Raw genomic sequence first — 18,661 nt, 5'->3', positions numbered from 1 at the left:
TCTTTAGGGGCTGGCTTTTTTGCCGGCCTTTTATTTTACCAGGGAAAACTAACTTTCCCCATAGATACATTCGGAATACCATTTCTGCCCTTTCCGAAATTAACAGTGCCGCCGCAAACGGCTTCATTTGCCAGTACAGCAAATAATACGGCCTCTTTCGCATCCGGGTTGATGTGTAACTCCTTTGTGCTTTTAAATGTGCAGCCGGGTAATAGTTCCGCGATGTTTTTCATCAGTAGTGGATTGTGCATGCCTCCGCCGCTTACATAGAAATGAAAACCACTGCCATCTTTCGTTACTGCTTTGATGGCTTCTGTGATCGTTTCTGCGGAGAAGCGGTTCAGCGTGGCCATGGTGTCTTCATTACTGATGCCAGTGTTATCCAGGTAGGCCAGATTGAAAAGTTCAGGGCCGGTGGTTTTTGGGAAAGGCTGCTGAAAGAAGGGATGGTTTTTTAGCGCTTTTAATAAATGGGGTTGAATCACTCCTTTAGAAGCGACGGCGGAATTTTCATCGAAGTATTTACCGGGGTAATGTTTTTGGATAAAGGCATCCATCAGTGTATTGCCTGGGCCGGTATCACTACAGAATACTTCATCTGCGTTGAGATCACCGGGCAGGTAAGTGAAATTGGCAATACCGCCTATGTTCAGCATGATCCTGTTCTCTCCTTTCTTTGAAAATATCAGGTAATCTCCATAGGCTGCGAGTGGCGCACCTTCCCCTCCTGCAGCCACATGTTTCTGCCGGAAATCACTGAGGGTGATGATACCGGTTTCCACAGCCAGGTGATCCCCATCTCCGATCTGCAGGGTGGCATTGCCGAATTTCGCCTGTTTATGCAGGGATTTGGGGGCATGGAAGATACTTTGGCCATGGCTGGCCACCAGGTCTATTTCCGCTGCGGTTTTACCCCATTTCTGCAGGCATTGCAAGATCATTTCTGCATGTTTCTGCGCGATCCAGCCATTTAGCAGGCAAACCTTCTCCAGGTCTACATTCCTTTTAGAGAAGATGCTGCTGATCTCTGTTTTATAATCTTCCTCATAGGGCAGGGTTTCAAAGGCCAGCAATTCAATACCAGCCTCCATGCCAGTACCCGAAAAGCGGCACAGGGCTACATCCAGTCCATCTACAGAAGTACCGGACATTAAACCGATCACTAAACGCTCCGCTTTACGGGAGATCTCATACAGACGGGAAATGTTTGTATTCATTTTGCTGGTATTTACGGGTATCTAAGTGAATATATGCATCTTTTTGCGGTTTTATCAGAATAATTGCAGTAAATTGATCCATGCTTAAAAAGGAACGTCAGTCATTTATCCTTCGCCAGGTGAACCTCCACAACAAAGTATTGTCTGTGGACCTCAGCCAGGAAATGGACGTTTCTGAAGATACCATCCGCCGGGACCTGAATGAAATGGCCCAGCAGGATAAACTGATCAAAGTACACGGCGGTGCGCTCTCCAAATCGTTCCATTTATCCATTGCTTCAGATCATGTGTATGCTTTAAACAGCAAGAAGCTCATTGCCATGAAAGCCTGTCGTTTGATCAAGGATGGCATGTTCGTACTCACCACAGGCGGTACTACGATCATAGAACTGGCTAAAGCATTGCCACCTGAACTATCCGCTACTTTCATCACGGTGAGTTTACCCGCCGCATATGAATACATCCATCATCCGAACATAGAAGTGATCTTCCTGGGAGACAGGATCTCGAAGAACTCACAGATCTCTATCGGCGGTGGTGTGGTATCTAAACTAAACGGGATCAAAGCAGACCTCTGCTTCCTGGGCACCAATGCCATTGATGTGAAACATGGCCTTACGGATAACGACTGGGATGTAGTGGAAGTGAAAAAAGCTATGATAGAAGCATCTGACAGGGTGGTTTCTCTCTCTATCACAGAGAAACTCAACACCACACAACGCATCAAAGTATGCGACCTTTCAAAGCTTACAACCCTTATCACGGAAGTAGATCCACAGGATCAACTCTTAATTCCTTACCGGGAAACGGGTATAGAAGTTTTATGATTAAATTGGAAACGTTTATCAAAAAATACATTCATGTCACCAGTCTTATTATTTTCCCTGGTTATCGTTTATTTTCTGTTGTTATTGGTGGTTGCCTGGTTCACTTCCCGTAATGCGAACAATGAATCCTTCTTCATCGGCAACCGCGGCTCCAACTGGATGCTGGTGGCTTTCGGGATGATAGGCACTTCCCTTAGCGGTGTTACGTTTGTGAGTGTACCGGGAACAGTAGGGATTGAATCCTTCTCCTATTTCCAGATCATCATCGGGAACCTGATCGGTTATATCGTGGTGGCATATGTATTGCTCCCTATCTATTATAAGATGAACCTTACCTCCATCTACAATTACCTGCAGGTAAGGCTGGGATTTGCTTCTTATAAAGTAGGCGCATCGTTCTTTATCCTTTCCCGCATACTGGGTGCCACAGCCAGGTTATACCTGGTGGTGAATATCCTGCACTTTACTATACTGGAACGTTTTGGACTGCCTTTCTGGGTAGCCGCTTTTATCATCCTCCTGATGATCCTGCTGTATACTTTTGAAGGTGGTGTAAAAACCATTGTATGGACGGATACATTGCAAACTGCGTGTATGCTCATAGGACTCATAGTATGTGTGTATTACATCCTGAGCAACCTGGATATGAGCCTGCTGGATGGTACAAAGGCCCTCGCAGAAAAAGGATATTCCAACATCTTCGTTACTGATCCTGCCAGTAAGTATTTCTTTGTGAAACAGATCGTGGCCGGTGCTTTCATCTCTATCACCATGACGGGGATGGACCAGGAAATGATGCAGAAGAACATCAGTGTAAGAACACTGAAAGATTCCCAGAAGAACATGATGACCTTCGCGGTGATCTTTATGCTGGTTGTGCTCTTATTCCTTTTCCTCGGCGGACTGTTACAATTGTTTGCAGAAAGCAAAGGTATCGCAGCCCGCGGTGACAGCCTGTTCCCCACTATTGCGCTGGAATACATGCCTGCCGCCGTATCCATCATCTTTATCATTGCACTGATCTCTGCACTGTTCCCCAGTGCGGATGGTGCTATTACTGCATTAACGGCTTCTTTCTGCATAGACATACTGGGCATTAACCGAAATGCCAATATGGATGACAAGGAAAAGAAACGTACCCGCCAGATCGTACACCTGACTTTTGCAGCACTCTTCCTGCTGATGGTGATGGTGTTTAAATGGATGAATAATCCCAGCATGATCGGCCTCATCCTGAAGATCGCTGCCTTTACTTACGGACCATTGCTGGGGCTTTTTGCTTTTGGCATCCTTACCAAACGATCTGTGAATGATCCGCTCGTACCTGTGGTGGTAGTGATCTCACCGGTATTATGTTTTATCCTGGATATGTTCCAGTCAAAGATATTCGGCGGTTACCAGATAGGACTGGAACTGCTTTTCATCAATGGTCTTTTAACTTTCCTTGGTTTGTGGTTAATACCAGGAAAAAATCTGCAAAAGTGAAAAAGGAATTTATCAAAGTAACAGAACAATCTTCCCGCCATCGTCATCTCGAGCAGATGAGCGTGAAAGAAATACTCACTGGTATAAACGAAGAAGATGCTGGTGTGCCCAAAGCTGTACAGGAAGCGATCCCTGCTATAGAAGCATTTGTGCTGGCTGCAGCAGATAAGATGTTGTCCGGCGGCAGGTTATTTTACATGGGTGCCGGTACCAGCGGGCGGCTGGGTATACTGGATGCATCAGAGTGCCCGCCCACTTACGGCGTGCCTTTTGACCTGGTGATAGGGCTTATTGCCGGTGGCGATAGTGCTATCCGCAGAGCGGTGGAGAATGCGGAAGATGATGAAACACAGGGCTGGAGGGATCTGCAACAGTTTTCTATTTCAGAGAAAGATGTAGTGATAGGCATTGCTGCCAGTGGTACTACACCTTATGTGATAGGCGCCCTGCGCAAATGCAGGGAGAACGGGATACTCACCGGCAGCATCTCCTGCAATCCCGGCAGCCCGGTAAGCGATACCGCGGATTTTCCGATGGAAGTAGTAGTTGGGCCGGAATTTGTAACAGGCAGCACCCGCATGAAAAGTGGTACAGCGCAAAAGCTGGTGTTGAACATGATCTCTACTTCTCTCATGATCCAGTTAGGCCGTGTAGAAGACAACAAGATGGTGAACATGCAGCTAACCAATGATAAGCTGGTGGACAGAGGGGTGAAAATGCTCATGGAAAGAGCGCAGATCAGTGATTATGAAAAAGCGAAGCAACTGCTGGTGGAACATGGGTCTGTGAAGAAGGCGCTGCTGGCTATCGGGTCGTAATGAGAAAACACTTACATCGATCTGTAAAAAAGCACTACCGGTTATCGGGTCTTAATTCACAAAACACTTACATCGATCTGTAAAAAAACGCACTACCGGTTATCGGGTCTTAATTCAGAAAACACGCTTACATCAACCAAATAAAAAAAGAGTCCTGGTCTGACCGGGACTCTTTGCATTTTATGTAGAAATACTTCTTATCTGTTGAAATACTTGTTCACGGCATCAGTTCTGCTGCGTACATGCAGCTTCTCGTAGATATTATGCACGTGCCGGCGAACGGTTTCGATGCTAATAAATAAATTTCCTGCTATCTCTTTATACAGGAAACCCTTAGACAGTTGATCCAAGATCTCTTTTTCTCTGGACGTGAGTGCTTCTAATGCCGGATTGGGTTTCGCCTGTTTCTGGAAGTATGCTACCACCCTTCTTGCAATCTGGGAACTCATAGGAGAGCCTCCATCATGCAGATCGCGGATAGCATCCAATAACTCGCCTGGTGATGTTTTCTTGAGTATGTACCCGCTGGCGCCTGCTTCGAGGGCCATAAAGATCTTGTCGTCATCTTCATAAACCGTCAGCATCATAAACTGCATGTCGGGGTACTCAGCTTTCAACTTGATAATACATTCAATTCCATTCATGCCTGGCAGGTTGAAGTCCATCAACACTACATTGGGTAACAATTGGGGAACCTTTTCGAGAGCAATTTCAGCATTGTTGAAAGCACCGATACACGCGTATCCTTCTGAGCCATTGATCAGGAGTTCCATGGCAGACCGGATATCATGATTGTCTTCAACAATAGCCACAGAGATGATATCCATGCTATTTTGCAGCTTTTTTTTCGAATATACCATCATTTCAGTTTAAAGTCATAACACCAAAATGTTATAGAAATCAAATTTAATTTAATTTAATGGTATATCTAAGAAAACTGTGGTACCATCCTGTGATATAATGTCCGCCTGACCATTTACCTGCTGCATCCGCTTCTCTATATTTTTGAGTCCGTTGCCGAACAGGCGTACCTTTTCAGGATCGAAACCCTGTCCATTATCCTTGATCATGATCGTCATATTTTTAAAAACTTTTACTTCAATGATAACATCCGTTGCTTTAGAATGCTTCATTACATTGTGTAAAGACTCTTTTACAGCCAGGTAAATATGACGGCGGGTACCTCCGCTCAGTTTAACGTTGGGAATATTTTCGGGGATGATGAAGTGATGCTGAATGTGGGCATGCTCCAGGAAGTCCGCTGCAAAACTCCGCATGTAAGCTATGAGGTTGGCCAGGGAATCGTTGGAAGAACTCATGGCCCAGATGATCTCACTCATTTTGTCCACCAGCTCTCCTGCTGCTTCAGAGATGCGCTCGATCTCTTTTATTGGCCCAGTATCTTTGATCTTCCGTTTAGCGATCTCACTTAATAAACGGATCGTGGAAAGACCAGAACCAAGGTCGTCATGCATATCGCTGGAAATACGTGCACGTTCCTGGTCCACCGCCTGTTCTTTTTCCAGCTTCAGCTTTTCATTCCGTATCTTATAATCCAGGTAGAGTGCAGAGAAATAATAAGCAATCCCCAACACCAGCAATAACAATAAGAAGCGGAACCACAGCGATTGCCAGAATGGTATCCTGATCACGATCTCCAGTGTGGTGGGCACGGTGTTCCATACTTCGTCGTTATTACAGGCCTTTACTTTGAAGATGTAATTGCCGGGCCGCAGGTTGGTATAACGCGCCACGCTCTGGTTGCCTGCCATCAGCCAGTCTTCATCCGCCCCTTCCAGCATATACTGTACTTTGTTCTTGAGCGGATTGGTGAATTCCAGCGGCACATATTCAATAGCGATGGTGTTCTGGTTATACGGCAGTTCCACTTTTCTCAGCAGTGAGATGGTGGTATCTGATTTAAAGGGCTTATCCAGCACCTCCAGCCGTTTAATGATCACCTGCGGGGTGAAAGGATTATTCTTGAAATTGCGGGGATAGAAACCGGTTACACCACGAATACCGCCAAAGAACAATTCCCCGTCCATAGACTTGAAATAGGCCCCGGTATTAAATTCGTTGGATTGCAGTCCATCCTCAAAGTTATAGGTGACCAGGTTATCAGAGTTCTGTTTGATCTGTGTGATCCCTTTATTATGACTTACCCAGATGCCATCTTTATCGTCTAACAGTACGGCATATACGTAATCGCTGACCATACCCGTATAGTCATAGCTGTTATAGTGGGATTTCAGACTGTATTGTTCCGTGAGGATCAGCAGGCCTTTATTGGTGCCCAACAACAATTCCTTGTGGGCATTCTTGTTGATAGACTTGATCTCCAGGTCTTTCAGTGCCAGCGGGATACTTTCCCAGGCGCCGCCTTTGGCATCCCGCCAATAGAGGTTGGCGCGGGTGCCTACATACTGGTTGCCCCAGAAATCTTCGAAGAAACAGGTAAGTTGTTCTCCGGGGAAACGGTGTACGATCGCTGCCTGGTATCCTTTCTCTGCTTCAGAGAACATCAGCAGGTATTCCCCGTAGTTGAAATAGGTTTCCCCGTTAGGACGTTTACTGATGAAGGGAAAGATATCATCCTGCACCGGCAGGCCCAGTGATTGCAAACGTGGGGTAAGGTCGCGGAACTGTTCTGTTTTAATATCAAACAGCCCGATGCTGCCTCTCACAAAATGCAGCCAGAGGGATTCATAGTCTTCACGGCAGATGCTGTGCAGGCTGTTCACCGGGAATTTACCCGGCGTTGTTTCATTGGAGATCCGTTTGAGGTACTTCCCGCCTTTATCATAAATATCCAGCCCATCCTGGAGCAGCCCTACATACAAACGGCCATCGTCGTGTTTATACACTGCTTTTACGATGTTGTGCGAAATACGGGGAGAACGGTAAAGGGAGAATACTTTTTTATTCGGCGCATATTTTTTCAGACCATCTCCGTCTGTTCCAATCCACATATTATCGGCACCGTCCCGGTAAAGAGAAATGATCTTGTTGAATGAATTGGCTTCAAAAGTATTAAAGCTGGTGATGTGGTTGATCACTTCATGATTGGCCACACTGTAGATAATGATACCATTATTCCCGCCCACCCAGGCATTCCCCTTGTCATCCACTTCAATGGCAGTGGGGGCGAACAGGTCTCCGAGTTCATTGCGGTCTGCAATGGGGAGGTCTGTATACTTATTCCGTTTGGTATCAAAGATGGTGATATGACCGGTACTGGCCAGCAACAGGGAGTCTCCGTTCAGCACTTTCATCACAGGTTTATCTGCTAAAGTGGGCAGACAGAAAGTAGTTAACCGGGTGGTATGAATATCCATCTTCACCAGTTGCTGGGATTCGAAAGACATCCAGATATTATTTCCCTGTTTAACAACGGTCAGTGGTACCTTTTTGCGCTTTACAATAGCTGGTGGATACAGGATGATCTTTTTCAGTTCATAGGTAATATTATCCAGCAGGTATAATCCTTTCAGCGGGCGCCAGACCCAGAGGGTCTGTGTGGCTTCATCTTCTCCCAGGATCAGGAACTTGCGGATATTATCCCGTTCTGTTTCATTCACATAGGTGGTATCCTGGAAAATGGACCGGAAAGTGTTCTTATACCTGTCGTATAAACTGATGCCCAGGTTGTGGGATACAAGCATCTGCTTGCGGCCGTCCTGGTAGAAAGAATGGTTCCGTGTGCCCTGCAGCCCAAAACTTTTGATCACCGCGCGTCCCTGCTGGGATACGGAATTGTACAGGATACGTTCTTCTGGTTTCTCACCAGATCTTTTGTCTGAAGGATTAAACCGGTATTCGTTGAAAACATATCCGTCAAAGCGGTTCACGCCATCGAACGTGGAGATCCATATGAATCCTTCCGCGCCTTGAATGATACTGTAAATACTGCTTTGAGACATTCCCTTGTCCACCCCGTATGCGTCGAAATTATACGTCCTGTCCTGTGCAGGAGCAGGTAGGGCAATGGCGATAAACCATAGGGTAACCAGGATGCCAAGTTGTATTGCTGATCGCATTAATTGGTTATAAAGGTATTAGCTGGTTTACGGTAGATGCAAATATAGAATTCTAACGTACACTTTCTAATTAATTCGTATTTTTCTTATATATTTTATCGTTACAATCAACACCTGATCATGAAACTAACTATACTGCTTTTCATCCTGCTGACGGGAACAACTACTTATGCACAACCCCGTGTTCTCACCACTGCTCCTATTAACAGTATCCGCGGCCTTAGTGTTGTAACAGACTCCCTTGTATGGGTATCCGGCACCCAGGGTAAAGCGGGCAGGAGTATGGATGCCGGCGCCACCTGGGAATGGTATTCCATTCCGGGTTGTGATACGGTAGATTTCCGGGATATAGAAGCCTTTAGCAAGGACAGGGCTGTTATTGTATCTTCCGGCGAACCGGCCAGGATCTATCTCACAAAAGATGGCGGAAAAAACTGGAAACAGACGTATTACAACGATACCAAAGGGATCTTTTTAGACGCCATGGATTTCTGGAATGACCGGGAAGGCGTGATCATCGGAGATCCTATCAATGATACTTTCACTATTCTCCGTACCGGCAATGGCGGGGAAAGCTGGGAACCGATGCCCGGGCCTAAAGCATTACCCGGCGAGGCTTGTTTTGCTGCCAGCGGCACTACTTTAAGGGCGCTGAAAGGCAAGGATTTTGCATTTGCCAGCGGTGGCGCCGTATCCCGCTTCTTCCGTTACAACGGTAAAGCCTGGTATCTCAGGGCCTGGCCTGCCACACAGGGCCTTTCTACTACCGGCATCTTTTCCTTTGCCTTCCGGGATGGCTCCAATGGCGTAGCCGTGGGCGGAGATTACCAGGATGTGAAACAGGAAAACCGGAACTGCCTCATCACCAAAGATGGCGGGCGCACCTGGACGGCACCTGCCCTGGCTCCCAAAGGTTACCGCACCAGTGTGGAATACCTGGATGCCAAACGGCTGATCGTTACCGGCCCTTTTGGGACGGAGCTTTCTGAGGATGGCGGAAATACCTGGTTACCCCTCGGCAATGACCCGCAGGGCTACCATGTGGCACGTAAAGCTAAAAAAGGTACTGCAGTATACTTCGCAGGAGGAAAAGGGCGTATAGCCGTATTGGACATAAAGTAAAAAAAGGCGCCCTGGAAAAGAGCGCCTAAGTTTGTTAATACGCTTATTGTATCACAACCGGAAACAATAGGTTAAAGCAAAAAGTACATTATTCCTAAGTTAACCTATATCACTGCAATATTTCAGCGAACTTCGCCAATACTGCATTTTTTATAGTGAATGCGCCTTTTGCACTCTTTAATGCAACAAAAAATATACTACAACCGTAGATTTTTTCATTAATTTAGATTGATTTCGGCTGTTAAAGGCCCCCAGGTAACTATTATTGTAATTAGAAACAGATCGGCGCGATGCAAGTGGCAACTACTTCGGGTAAGTACTCGATAAAACATTATCCGGACACAATTCAAACGTGGAAAAAGGAAGGGAACTATTTTTATTTCTATACCTCTACCACCATCCTCGAACTTCGGGTTATTTCCGATAAGATCGTCCGGTTCCGCTATGCGGCAGATGGTCAGTTCCAACGGGATTTCTCCTACGCGCTGAGCGAAAAACTCGAAGAATCTCCTGAGTTCTTCGACATCCGCGAATGGGCGGATTCTTTTGAGATCATCACTACCGCCATCCGGGTATTTGTAGCCCGGGAAAACCTGCGGATCACCATCACAGATATAGACGGACGGATCATCAACCAGGATGAAACCGGCTTCCACTGGCAATACTACCTGCAAAAAGGCGGAAAGATCGTGTACTGTACCAAACTGGTACAGGATGGCGAATCTTTTTACGGACTCGGCGATAAAGCCACGGAACTGAACCTCCGCGGCAAACGGGTAGAGAACTTTGGTACGGACTCCTACGGTTTCAGTAAGGATACCGATCCTTTATACCGCAATATTCCTTTCTACTATGGCCTGCATAACGGCATAGGATACGGGATCTTCTTTGACAACACTTTCCGCACCCTTTTCGACTTTGGCCATGAGCGCGACGATGTAAGCAGCTTCTGGGCACGTGGCGGAGAAATGAACTATTACTTTATCTACGGCCCCGAACTTTTAAAGGTGGCTGAATCATATGCCCGCATCACCGGTACTGCAGAACTGCCCCCATTATGGGCGCTGGGTTACCATCAGTGCCGCTGGAGCTATTTCCCTGACAAAAAAGTGCAGGAAATAGGCAAAACCTTCCGTGAAAAGGGTATCCCCTGCGATGCACTTTACCTGGATATTGACTATATGGAAGGGTTCCGCTGCTTTACCTGGAGTAAAGAAGGTTTCCCTGATCCCAAAGCGCTCCTGAAAGACCTTGCCGCGCAGGGTTTTAAAACGGTGGTGATCATAGATCCCGGTATCAAAGTAGATCCTGACTACCCGGTGTACCAGGAAATGGTGGAGAAAGGATATGCCTGCAAACGGGCAGACGGCGCTTTGATGGAAGGCGATGTATGGCCCGGTAAATGTGTATTCCCTGACTTCACGAATCCCAAAGTAAGGGAATGGTGGGCCAGTCTCTTCCAGGGCCTAACTGATACCGGTGTGAGAGGGGTTTGGAATGATATGAATGAACCGGCGGTATTTGAACTGGGTACTTTCCCGGAAGATGTACGCCATGATTATGACGGAGAAAATGTAAGTCACCGCAAGGCACATAACGTATACGGCCATCTCATGAGCAAGGCCACGGCTGCAGGGTTGAAGAAACACCTGATGCCGCACCGCCCCTTTGTGATCACCCGCTCCGCCTATTCCGGCACGCAACGCTGGAGTTCTGTATGGACGGGCGATAACATTGCTTCATGGGAACATCTCTGGCTGGCTTCCGTACAATGCCAGCGCCTGGCAGTTTCCGGTTTGTCCTTTGCCGGTAGTGATATTGGTGGTTTCATCGGAGAACCGGATGGCGAACTCTATACCCGCTGGATCCAGCTGGGAGCTTTCCATCCGCTGATGCGCACCCACTCTGCCAGTAATGATACAGGTTTTGACCAGGATCCATGGAGTTTTGGACCGGAATATGAAGCAGTGGTAAAATCGTTCATCCAGCTGCGTTACCGCCTGCTGCCTTACCTGTACACCACTTTCTGGCAATATGCGGCATATGGTACGCCTATGCTGCGCCCATTGGCATTCGTGGCACAGGAAGATGAACACACGCACGATCTCAATCATGAATTCCTGATGGGAGACAGTATCCTCATCAGCCATGTGAGTGAGAAAGGCATGAAGGAAAAAAGTGTGTACCTGCCTGCAGGTACCTGGTACTATTATTTTACAGACGAGCGCTTCACCGGAGGCAAGGATGCTGTGATCCCCACTCCGCTTGCTGAAATGCCCGTGTTCATAAAAGGCGGCGCCGTAATACCGCAGTATCCGGATATGCAATATGTAGGGGAAAAGCAGATCATGGAAATGATCCTCCAGGTATATCATGGAGAAGGCACTACCCACAGCATCCTGTATGAAGATGCCGGCGATCATTACGCTTATAAAACAGGACAATACAACCTGATACGTTTCAAACAAACGTCAGATGCACAGTCCTTCCGGTTAAAGAAAAAGTTTGTAGGCCGCTATGAAGCGGATTACAGGCACCATCGGGTAAGGGTACACGGATTGCCCTTCCAGCCAACGGAATACGTTTTAGACGGAGAAGCCAAACCACTTCAGCCGCAGCATTGGGAAAACGGGATCGTGGAACTGCTGCTGGAAAGAAAGTTTGAAGAATTAATACTGAGATAGGGGTACCGAATGTGTTTTCCGTCTTTATATCAGCTGAAAACAAACTCATTATACCACATTTGCCAGTCGATCGGGGCCGGAATATGTGTGCTGCTCAAGGGTAGTACACAAATTCCGGCTTAATTATTGGCTTTATATGGAAAGAATTGACTAATCAACTATATTTGTCCACAAAATTGATAGACTAATAACATGGCTCATCTGAACTTGTTAGCACTTTCGATTGGCGGGTTCCTCTTTTTCATAGGACTGGAATACCTGGTTTCGCGCAGAACAGGGAAGAATTATTTTCAGTTTGCGGAATCTATCGCCAACCTGAATATTGGCATTGCGGAAAGATTACTGGATATTTTTGTAACGGGTTTATTCTATTTCTTCTTTGATTATATCTACCGCAATTTTGCCTTATGGCATTTTAAGCCAACCTGGTACAGCTGGGTATTGCTCTTCCTGGCCACGGACTTTGTGTGGTACTGGTACCACCGCCTGGCGCATGAAGTGAACATCCTCTGGGCTGCGCATGTGGTGCATCACCAGAGTGAAGATTTCAATTACACGGTATCTGCCCGCATCACGGTGTTCCAGGCAGCCTTCCGTTCTTTGTTCTGGGCAGTGCTGCCTTTAATGGGCTTCTCCCCTGCCATGATCACTTCCCTCTTACTGGTACATGGCCTTTATCCTTTCTTCATTCATACACAAACCATCGGCAAACTGGGCATCCTGGAGTATTTTATGGTAACGCCTTCTCATCACCGCGTACACCATTCTTCCAATGAGCAATACCTGGATAAGAACTATGGGGATGTATTGATCATCTGGGATAAGATGTTTGGTACTTTCACGAAGGAAGTAGATGCAGAACCTTGTGTATATGGGCTGACCACGCCGCTGAAAAGCCATAGCTTCCTCTGGCAGCAGTTCCATTTCATGCTGGAATTATGGACGGCCTTCAGAAGGGCTACCAGCTGGAAAGGCCGCTGGAAAGTGATCTTTGGGAAACCGGATGATATTGATCCTAATATCCGGCCGCAGCTGGAGTTGATATGGTTACGGCAACGGGGACCGCAGGAACAGACAAAATTCCAGCGGATCTATGTTGTACTGCAAACAGGGCTCAGTATCACCCTGCTTTTCCTGACCACCTTATTTGAGCATTATATTCCTGCAGGGTTGGCTGTTTTCATTGTATTGTTTATTATTGTGAGCCTGATGAATTCAGGCGCTATCCTGGAGCAGAAGAAATGGTTCTTTTATCTTGAATACAGCAGGATGATGCTGATAGCAGTAGCCTTCCTGTTTTACGTTCCGCATCTGTATGTATTTGTAAGTGTGTTGCTGTTTGCGGGATTGCTTACTTTCTATTTTTCAAGGATCAGGGCTTCTTTCCATCGCTGGCTGTTTCAATAAGTAAGGCAAATCTATCCCTCTATGAAAAAGTATCTTTTAGCCTGCGTGCTATTACTATCCGGCTGCGTGTCCAACTACCAGGCCACCACCTTTTATGTAAAGAACAATTCCAATAAACCCATGACCTTCAAAGCGAGCGTGGAGCGGTACACGACTGCGGGGCCTTATATCATGTCATTACCTTTTTCGGTAGCGCCGCAGGACAGTGTATTGGCCAGAAGCGCTAAATTCAGGAAAGGCCTTGCTCCTAACCAATGGTTCACGGATTTCATCATCTTCCCTAAAGACAGTGTTGTGCTGAATGATCCTAAGAATCCGGATAACTGGGTGAAATCAACAGATGCAAAGGGTAAGCTGGTATATACTTTTAATCTTGCCAAATGAGAATGTTCTTCTTTCTTGTTTTTCTACTTTCCGGTTTCACTTCTTTTGGACAGGGCCTGTTCTCCAGGTTGCAGGGAATCTCCAACAGGGGTACTGATTTTTTCAATGCAGATGGTATTGAAATTTCCAGCCAGCCATTAAAAACTGATCTATCTGAAAAAAGCATTCTTAAGAAGTACAAGCTCAAAACACTGGATACAGACAGCTTACTTCCATTACCTAATTTCCACACTGTTGTATCTGCAGAAATTGTTCCCGGCACTACACAGATCACTTCTTATTATTTTGTTGGAAATACGGCTATTACTTTCGGAGCGATCAATAAACAAGACCGGGCGTTTGAACGGGAATTTGTAAAACTGATCCTGGATAATGCTATTCCTAAAAGTGTTTATACACCGGTGGAGATAGACAGTATCAACTTTGCAGGAAGAAAGATCCCTTTAGGCAGGAGCTGTTACTGGATGGGGATCAATAATGTGCAATGCCCCAGTTACGGCCAGTTAAACTGGAGCGTACACGAAACATTGGAGGATGCGGCACAAAGCGTGACCAATCAGTACAATGTGATCAAAGCAAAAAAAGGTGGTAAGATCGTGTCTGAAGGATCGGTGGATGTGACTTTTGAAGGTGTTGATGTAAAGGCACAAAAAGCAGTGTATGATTTTAAAGGTGTTACTGGTTTGTTAGCTGGCATGAGCGGAGGGAAAACATTAACCGTTTATCTTGTAAGCGCGCCGGTGCGGGGAAATTATGTGAGTTGTGTAATGAGTTTCTGGAATAATGATGTGATCAATCCGGGAGGGCTCCCGCCTCTTTTAGAAAAGGTCATGAAGCTTAAATAAAAAGAGGGTGTTATTTGTGTAACACCCTCTTTATTTTATACAATAGCTTCGTTCACTTTATCTGCCACCACACCATTGATGCCGGCATTGATATGTTTGGTATCGTAGAGTAATAATTTTTGTAAGACAGCATGTAAAACCCTTGTATCTACGGGCTTCCGGATATAACCGTCCATCCCTAAAAGAATGAACTCCTGCTCCTGCTCTTTAAAGGCATCAGATGAAACGGCTACGATGGGGATGTGTTTCAGGTGTTCATCTTCCCGTAACGTGCAGAATGTTTCGCGGCCACTCATCACTGGCATGTGCAGATCCATCAGGATCACATCGGGCATCATCTTACGCACCATCATCACACCTTCTGCGCCATCGTGGGCAAAGCTTACATTGGTAACACCAATGCGGGCCAGGAAGTGTTTCATGATCATGTGATCTATTTCGTTATCATCCATCACCACTACTTTCGTGTCCGCCGGAAGGGGAACGAGTGCAATGGAAGCGGGTGTACCATCTGTATCGGTGCTTAGTTTTAAAGGCAGTGTAATGAGGAAGTTGCTGCCTTCTCCGGGCACGCTGCTCACCTGGATATTACCGCCCATTAATTCAGCCTTGCGTTTGGCAATAGCCAGCCCAAGACCGCTGCCGCCATACTGCCGGTATACTTCTTTATCTCCCTGCTCAAAAGGCCTGAAAATGGCCTCCTGCTGCATGAGTGAAATACCTGCTCCCTGATCACAGATCTGGATGAGCACGCTGTTACTGTTATGCAAACATTTTATGCGGATGTTCTTTTCTGCGGGAGTGAATTTGATGGAGTTGGACAATACATTATTGATCACCTGTGCCAGCATCACTTTATCGCTCATGATGGTTTCCGGGAAGCGGCCATCTATTTCCAGGTGCAGTACTACGGACTTGGTGCTGGCAATGCTTTGATATATACTCACGGTATTGCGCATCCATTCTTTCAGGGAGAATGGTTCCAGACGCACTTCGTCGCTTTTACCGGCTTCTATTTTTGATAGTTCTAACACGTTGTTTATTAATTCCATGATGTTGTTACTGGTGGCGCTCAGGCTTTTTGCCATCTGCCTTGCCTGGGGATCTGCTGTTTCTGCACTGCTTAATATGCTGCTGAGCATTTCGCTGATCCCTATAATGGTGTGCAAAGGCGTACGGATCTCATGGCTCAGTTCATTGATGAACTGTGTTTTAGCTACATTGGCCTTATTTAAAGCACCGGTACGTTCTTCTACCAATTGTTCCAGGTGCTGGCTGTAAACCTGCAGCTGCTTACGCTGTTTCTCATTTTCGTTCCGGCTCTTCATCAGGGAAGTATTCCTGCTGCGCAGGGTGCGGAGCAGGTCCATGATATTGTGCTGATACAGACTGATAGCCAGGTAATTAAGGAACAATACTACGGGCATTACCATCCAGCGGTATAGGTTCTGGGTGGTTTCTGACAGTGGCAAAGGTTCCACAAGATCATAATAATAAATGAACTCCAGTAGCACCAGGCAAATAATTGGCATCAGGGCACAAATAAAGCGGGGTACTTTTTCCTGGGGGCGCCAGATCAGGAGTGCCACACTCATCAGGAAAACGGCCAGCAGCTGCACTTCTGTTACTCTTCCCAGGATGCTGCCGTAATACAGGATGATGGAAATAAAAATAGCATGGATGCCTATCCGGGATGCATTAAAGTGTCTTTTGTGATTCAGCCAGATCATGGCAAAGAATGCCGGACAAAAAACCAGCACGGCGGGTATAAGTATGTACAGGGAGTGTAATAACAGGTAAAAGGAAATACCGTAAACGGTTACCAGGATACCAGTGGCCAGGCTCACAATGTTTACGACCTTGATCCTCCTGGCGTCTTCCTTGTTGGATGATTGCAGGATGCCCATCATGCAAATACGTTGCATCCAGGTACGGGTGGTTTGGGATATGACATTCGCCATCACGAATAGGTTTAATTAAAAACAAACAGTAAAGAAAATATAACAGTTGCTTAAACGGGTCTTTCATTTCACTGTCCGGCTGAGAATTCAAGGCATACAGGTAGCGTAAAATAGTTTTGGTTGAAAGGGTGCATAAACTAAAATGGTCATTAACAATTAAGCTAAGGTCACTAGTGGGTATGTACGCAATTCAGAGGTATATGGTTTGCGGGAATCAAAAAAAACTCAATCCCCTTCTACTTTATTAATAATCAGTGTATTAGTTTCCTTTTTTCTTCTTCCCTCCTGCCTGTTCATGGGGCAAAGGGGCTACATTGGCAGGTTTCCGGTTACCCATTACGGAGTTACTCAGTTCTCCCCTTTCATAGGTTTCCTTTAACATTACACCGTCTTCATCATAGATCCTCCACTCTCCCTGGCGCACGGAATTTCCTTTGCGGGTTACTTCTGTGAGCTGTTCTTCCTGTGTTACGGGATCTATCACCATGATCGTATCTTTCTGCCCTTCAATATCGGTGGCTATCATCATGCCTATTGCGCTGATCTTGCCGTCCGGATAAAAGTATTTGCAAAGGCCATCCAGGGTGCCGTTCTTAAACGTTTCTTCTGCCAGCAGATCTCCGTTGACGTCGAACTTTTTCCAGATGCCTTCTTTACGATCATTTTTGTATATGCCTTCCCAGCTAAAACCAGGTTCTCCGCGAATGGATTCTACCTGTTCTATCCATGGACCCTGTTTACGCTTTTTAGCGTCTACCTGGTTGGTTACTTCCTGGGCGGTGGTGATGAGTGTTGTACATGCAAGTACAATGAGCAAGCAAAGTTGTTTCACAGGAATGCAGGATTGAATGGTTATTTAATTCTGTACACAATTTAAGTTTTTTTTCCGGCTAAAGCAAGAAAGGAGTCCCGTTTCCGGAACTCCTTGTCATTAATGCTTTTACGGTTTTATTTCTTTACAGTGATCGTTCCGACCTTTGTTTCTTTTCCTCTTTCTATCTTAACGTTGGCAATGGTTGTATCGCGGTAACCGTTGCCTGCATTCACGAATACACTGTAGGTACCTACTTTCAAACCACGCACTTTAAATTCACCATCTCTGCCTGGAATAGCATACAATGAATCGAGGTTGTTGTAAACGGTGATCACGGATTGTGCATCTTTTGGCGATACTTTACCGGATACAGCACCTGTTTGCTTAACCGTCCATACATGGATCACTGGTTTAAGAATGAACATACCCCTGTTCACCTGGATGATAGAACGTTGTACGTCGAAGTCCAGCCACAGTTGCAGGTTATCAGTTGATACCTGATCCCACTCATTATGCCTTACTTTGATCAATATCTTCACTTGTCCGTTCACTGATTTCAGCGGATAGGAAATGCTGTCTTTCACTAATGAATTGTTGCTGCCTAAAGTGATGCGGATGCTCTTTATCTTACCTTTTCTGATGGTACCGGTGGCGAGGCTGGTATCTAAACCATTACGCAATGCCAGCACATCATATACACCGGCACGGATACCTAATGAATCCCATACTTTGCAGCTATCATCCCTGTCCCTGCGATCTTCCCACCAGCCGCAACGGTCGCGGTCATCCCAACGGTCGTCATCATCGCTCCTGGAGCAGGTATCAACGAGTACTTCTACTTTTTGAATGTCGAGGAATACCTTGTCAAAAAGGCCGGGGTCGTCTGTGAGCATGATGTTCACTCTTTGCTGGCCTGGGGGAATGGCAGCCGGTTCATTAGAACCGTCCTTTGAACATGCGTAAATAATAACGGAGAGGGCGCCCAATAGCAATAGAGGCAGGCCCACTTTGCGGAACATGTTTTTCATAATAAAGAATGGTTTTAGATTAGTGATCG

14 protein-coding genes are annotated in these 18,661 nt (G+C 46.2%); 8 read left to right on the top strand and 6 right to left on the bottom strand.

What is annotated here, in order from left to right; all coding sequences use genetic code 11:
• Positions 1–35 precede the first annotated feature (35 nt).
• Positions 36–1,217 (bottom strand): anhydro-N-acetylmuramic acid kinase, encoded by a 1,182-nt coding sequence (locus GFS24_RS02925; RefSeq protein ID WP_153658073.1) that lies wholly within the window; start codon positions 1,215–1,217, stop codon positions 36–38.
• A gap of 80 nt (positions 1,218–1,297) precedes the next feature.
• Here GFS24_RS02925 and GFS24_RS02920 point away from each other — a divergent pair, with 80 nt between their 5' ends.
• Genes GFS24_RS02920 through murQ form a run of 3 tightly spaced genes read left to right on the top strand, consistent with a single transcriptional unit; the run spans position 1,298 to position 4,347 of the window.
• Positions 1,298–2,044, top strand: a complete 747-nt coding sequence (locus GFS24_RS02920) for a DeoR/GlpR family DNA-binding transcription regulator (RefSeq protein ID WP_153658072.1) — start codon at positions 1,298–1,300, stop codon at positions 2,042–2,044.
• A gap of 33 nt (positions 2,045–2,077) precedes the next feature.
• On the top strand, positions 2,078–3,529 hold the full coding sequence (locus tag GFS24_RS02915; protein WP_253906388.1) for a sodium:solute symporter: 1,452 nt from the start codon (positions 2,078–2,080) through the stop codon (positions 3,527–3,529).
• The gene (murQ, locus tag GFS24_RS02910) at positions 3,526–4,347 is read left to right on the top strand and encodes an N-acetylmuramic acid 6-phosphate etherase (RefSeq protein ID WP_371729671.1); all 822 of its coding nucleotides are present in this window, start codon (positions 3,526–3,528) and stop codon (positions 4,345–4,347) included. Before GFS24_RS02915 ends, murQ begins: the two co-directional genes overlap by 4 nt.
• A gap of 197 nt (positions 4,348–4,544) precedes the next feature.
• Here murQ and GFS24_RS02905 read toward each other — a convergent pair whose 3' ends face one another.
• Both GFS24_RS02905 and GFS24_RS02900 read right to left on the bottom strand, forming a co-directional pair.
• Positions 4,545–5,174, bottom strand: coding sequence for a response regulator transcription factor (locus GFS24_RS02905; protein ID WP_253906387.1), 630 nt, complete (start codon positions 5,172–5,174; stop codon positions 4,545–4,547).
• A gap of 84 nt (positions 5,175–5,258) precedes the next feature.
• A complete protein-coding gene (locus GFS24_RS02900; protein ID WP_153658069.1) occupies positions 5,259–8,387 on the bottom strand; it encodes a triple tyrosine motif-containing protein in 3,129 nt (1,042 codons plus the stop codon).
• A 120-nt stretch (positions 8,388–8,507) separates the two neighbouring features.
• On the opposite strand from GFS24_RS02900, the gene GFS24_RS02895 reads away from it, so the two are divergent.
• The 5 genes from GFS24_RS02895 (at position 8,508) to GFS24_RS02875 (ending at position 14,829) form a co-directional block, all read left to right on the top strand.
• Positions 8,508–9,509 (top strand): YCF48-related protein, encoded by a 1,002-nt coding sequence (locus tag GFS24_RS02895; RefSeq protein ID WP_153658068.1) that lies wholly within the window; start codon positions 8,508–8,510, stop codon positions 9,507–9,509.
• A gap of 290 nt (positions 9,510–9,799) precedes the next feature.
• Complete coding sequence (locus GFS24_RS02890) at positions 9,800–12,193, top strand: glycoside hydrolase family 31 protein (RefSeq protein WP_153658067.1); 2,394 nt, start codon at positions 9,800–9,802, stop codon at positions 12,191–12,193.
• Between the two features lie 192 nt (positions 12,194–12,385).
• Positions 12,386–13,600, top strand: coding sequence for a sterol desaturase family protein (locus GFS24_RS02885; RefSeq protein WP_153658066.1), 1,215 nt, complete (start codon positions 12,386–12,388; stop codon positions 13,598–13,600).
• 21 nt (positions 13,601–13,621) lie between these two features.
• Positions 13,622–13,984: a hypothetical protein gene (locus GFS24_RS02880; RefSeq protein ID WP_153658065.1), complete on the top strand. Its 363-nt coding sequence runs from the start codon at positions 13,622–13,624 to the stop codon at positions 13,982–13,984.
• A complete protein-coding gene (locus GFS24_RS02875; protein ID WP_153658064.1) occupies positions 13,981–14,829 on the top strand; it encodes a hypothetical protein in 849 nt (282 codons plus the stop codon). The genes GFS24_RS02880 and GFS24_RS02875 overlap by 4 nt, the downstream gene beginning before the upstream one ends.
• A 35-nt stretch (positions 14,830–14,864) precedes the next feature.
• Here GFS24_RS02875 and GFS24_RS02870 read toward each other — a convergent pair whose 3' ends face one another.
• The 3 genes from GFS24_RS02870 to GFS24_RS02860 all read right to left on the bottom strand — a co-directional run bounded on the left by GFS24_RS02870 (position 14,865) and on the right by GFS24_RS02860 (position 18,632).
• The gene (locus GFS24_RS02870) at positions 14,865–16,790 is read right to left on the bottom strand and encodes an ATP-binding protein (RefSeq protein WP_153658063.1); all 1,926 of its coding nucleotides are present in this window, start codon (positions 16,788–16,790) and stop codon (positions 14,865–14,867) included.
• Between the two features lie 259 nt (positions 16,791–17,049).
• Positions 17,050–17,622: a toxin-antitoxin system YwqK family antitoxin gene (locus GFS24_RS02865; RefSeq protein WP_153658062.1), complete on the bottom strand. Its 573-nt coding sequence runs from the start codon at positions 17,620–17,622 to the stop codon at positions 17,050–17,052.
• Between the two features lie 116 nt (positions 17,623–17,738).
• Positions 17,739–18,632, bottom strand: coding sequence for a DUF4382 domain-containing protein (locus GFS24_RS02860; RefSeq protein WP_153658061.1), 894 nt, complete (start codon positions 18,630–18,632; stop codon positions 17,739–17,741).
• Positions 18,633–18,661: the final 29 nt, after the last annotated feature.

Origin of the sequence: Chitinophaga sp. SYP-B3965 (assembly GCF_009647655.1) — a bacterium.
GTDB lineage: Bacteria > Bacteroidota > Bacteroidia > Chitinophagales > Chitinophagaceae > Chitinophaga.
Note: the sequence above shows the minus strand (reverse complement) of the source record. Positions and strands in the feature narration are given on the sequence as shown.

What these genes read in the sequence shown, in the direction of transcription:
- GFS24_RS02925 (WP_153658073.1), bottom strand. Translation starts at nt 1,217, where the DNA reads ATGAATACAAACATTTCCCGTCTGTATGAGATCTCCCGTAAAGCGGAG.
- GFS24_RS02920 (WP_153658072.1), top strand. Translation starts at nt 1,298, where the DNA reads ATGCTTAAAAAGGAACGTCAGTCATTTATCCTTCGCCAGGTGAACCTC.
- GFS24_RS02915 (WP_253906388.1), top strand. Translation starts at nt 2,078, where the DNA reads ATGTCACCAGTCTTATTATTTTCCCTGGTTATCGTTTATTTTCTGTTG.
- GFS24_RS02905 (WP_253906387.1), bottom strand. Translation starts at nt 5,174, where the DNA reads ATGGATATCATCTCTGTGGCTATTGTTGAAGACAATCATGATATCCGG.
- GFS24_RS02900 (WP_153658069.1), bottom strand. Translation starts at nt 8,387, where the DNA reads ATGCGATCAGCAATACAACTTGGCATCCTGGTTACCCTATGGTTTATC.
- GFS24_RS02895 (WP_153658068.1), top strand. Translation starts at nt 8,508, where the DNA reads ATGAAACTAACTATACTGCTTTTCATCCTGCTGACGGGAACAACTACT.
- GFS24_RS02890 (WP_153658067.1), top strand. Translation starts at nt 9,800, where the DNA reads ATGCAAGTGGCAACTACTTCGGGTAAGTACTCGATAAAACATTATCCG.
- GFS24_RS02885 (WP_153658066.1), top strand. Translation starts at nt 12,386, where the DNA reads ATGGCTCATCTGAACTTGTTAGCACTTTCGATTGGCGGGTTCCTCTTT.
- GFS24_RS02880 (WP_153658065.1), top strand. Translation starts at nt 13,622, where the DNA reads ATGAAAAAGTATCTTTTAGCCTGCGTGCTATTACTATCCGGCTGCGTG.
- GFS24_RS02875 (WP_153658064.1), top strand. Translation starts at nt 13,981, where the DNA reads ATGAGAATGTTCTTCTTTCTTGTTTTTCTACTTTCCGGTTTCACTTCT.
- GFS24_RS02870 (WP_153658063.1), bottom strand. Translation starts at nt 16,790, where the DNA reads ATGGCGAATGTCATATCCCAAACCACCCGTACCTGGATGCAACGTATT.
- GFS24_RS02860 (WP_153658061.1), bottom strand. Translation starts at nt 18,632, where the DNA reads ATGAAAAACATGTTCCGCAAAGTGGGCCTGCCTCTATTGCTATTGGGC.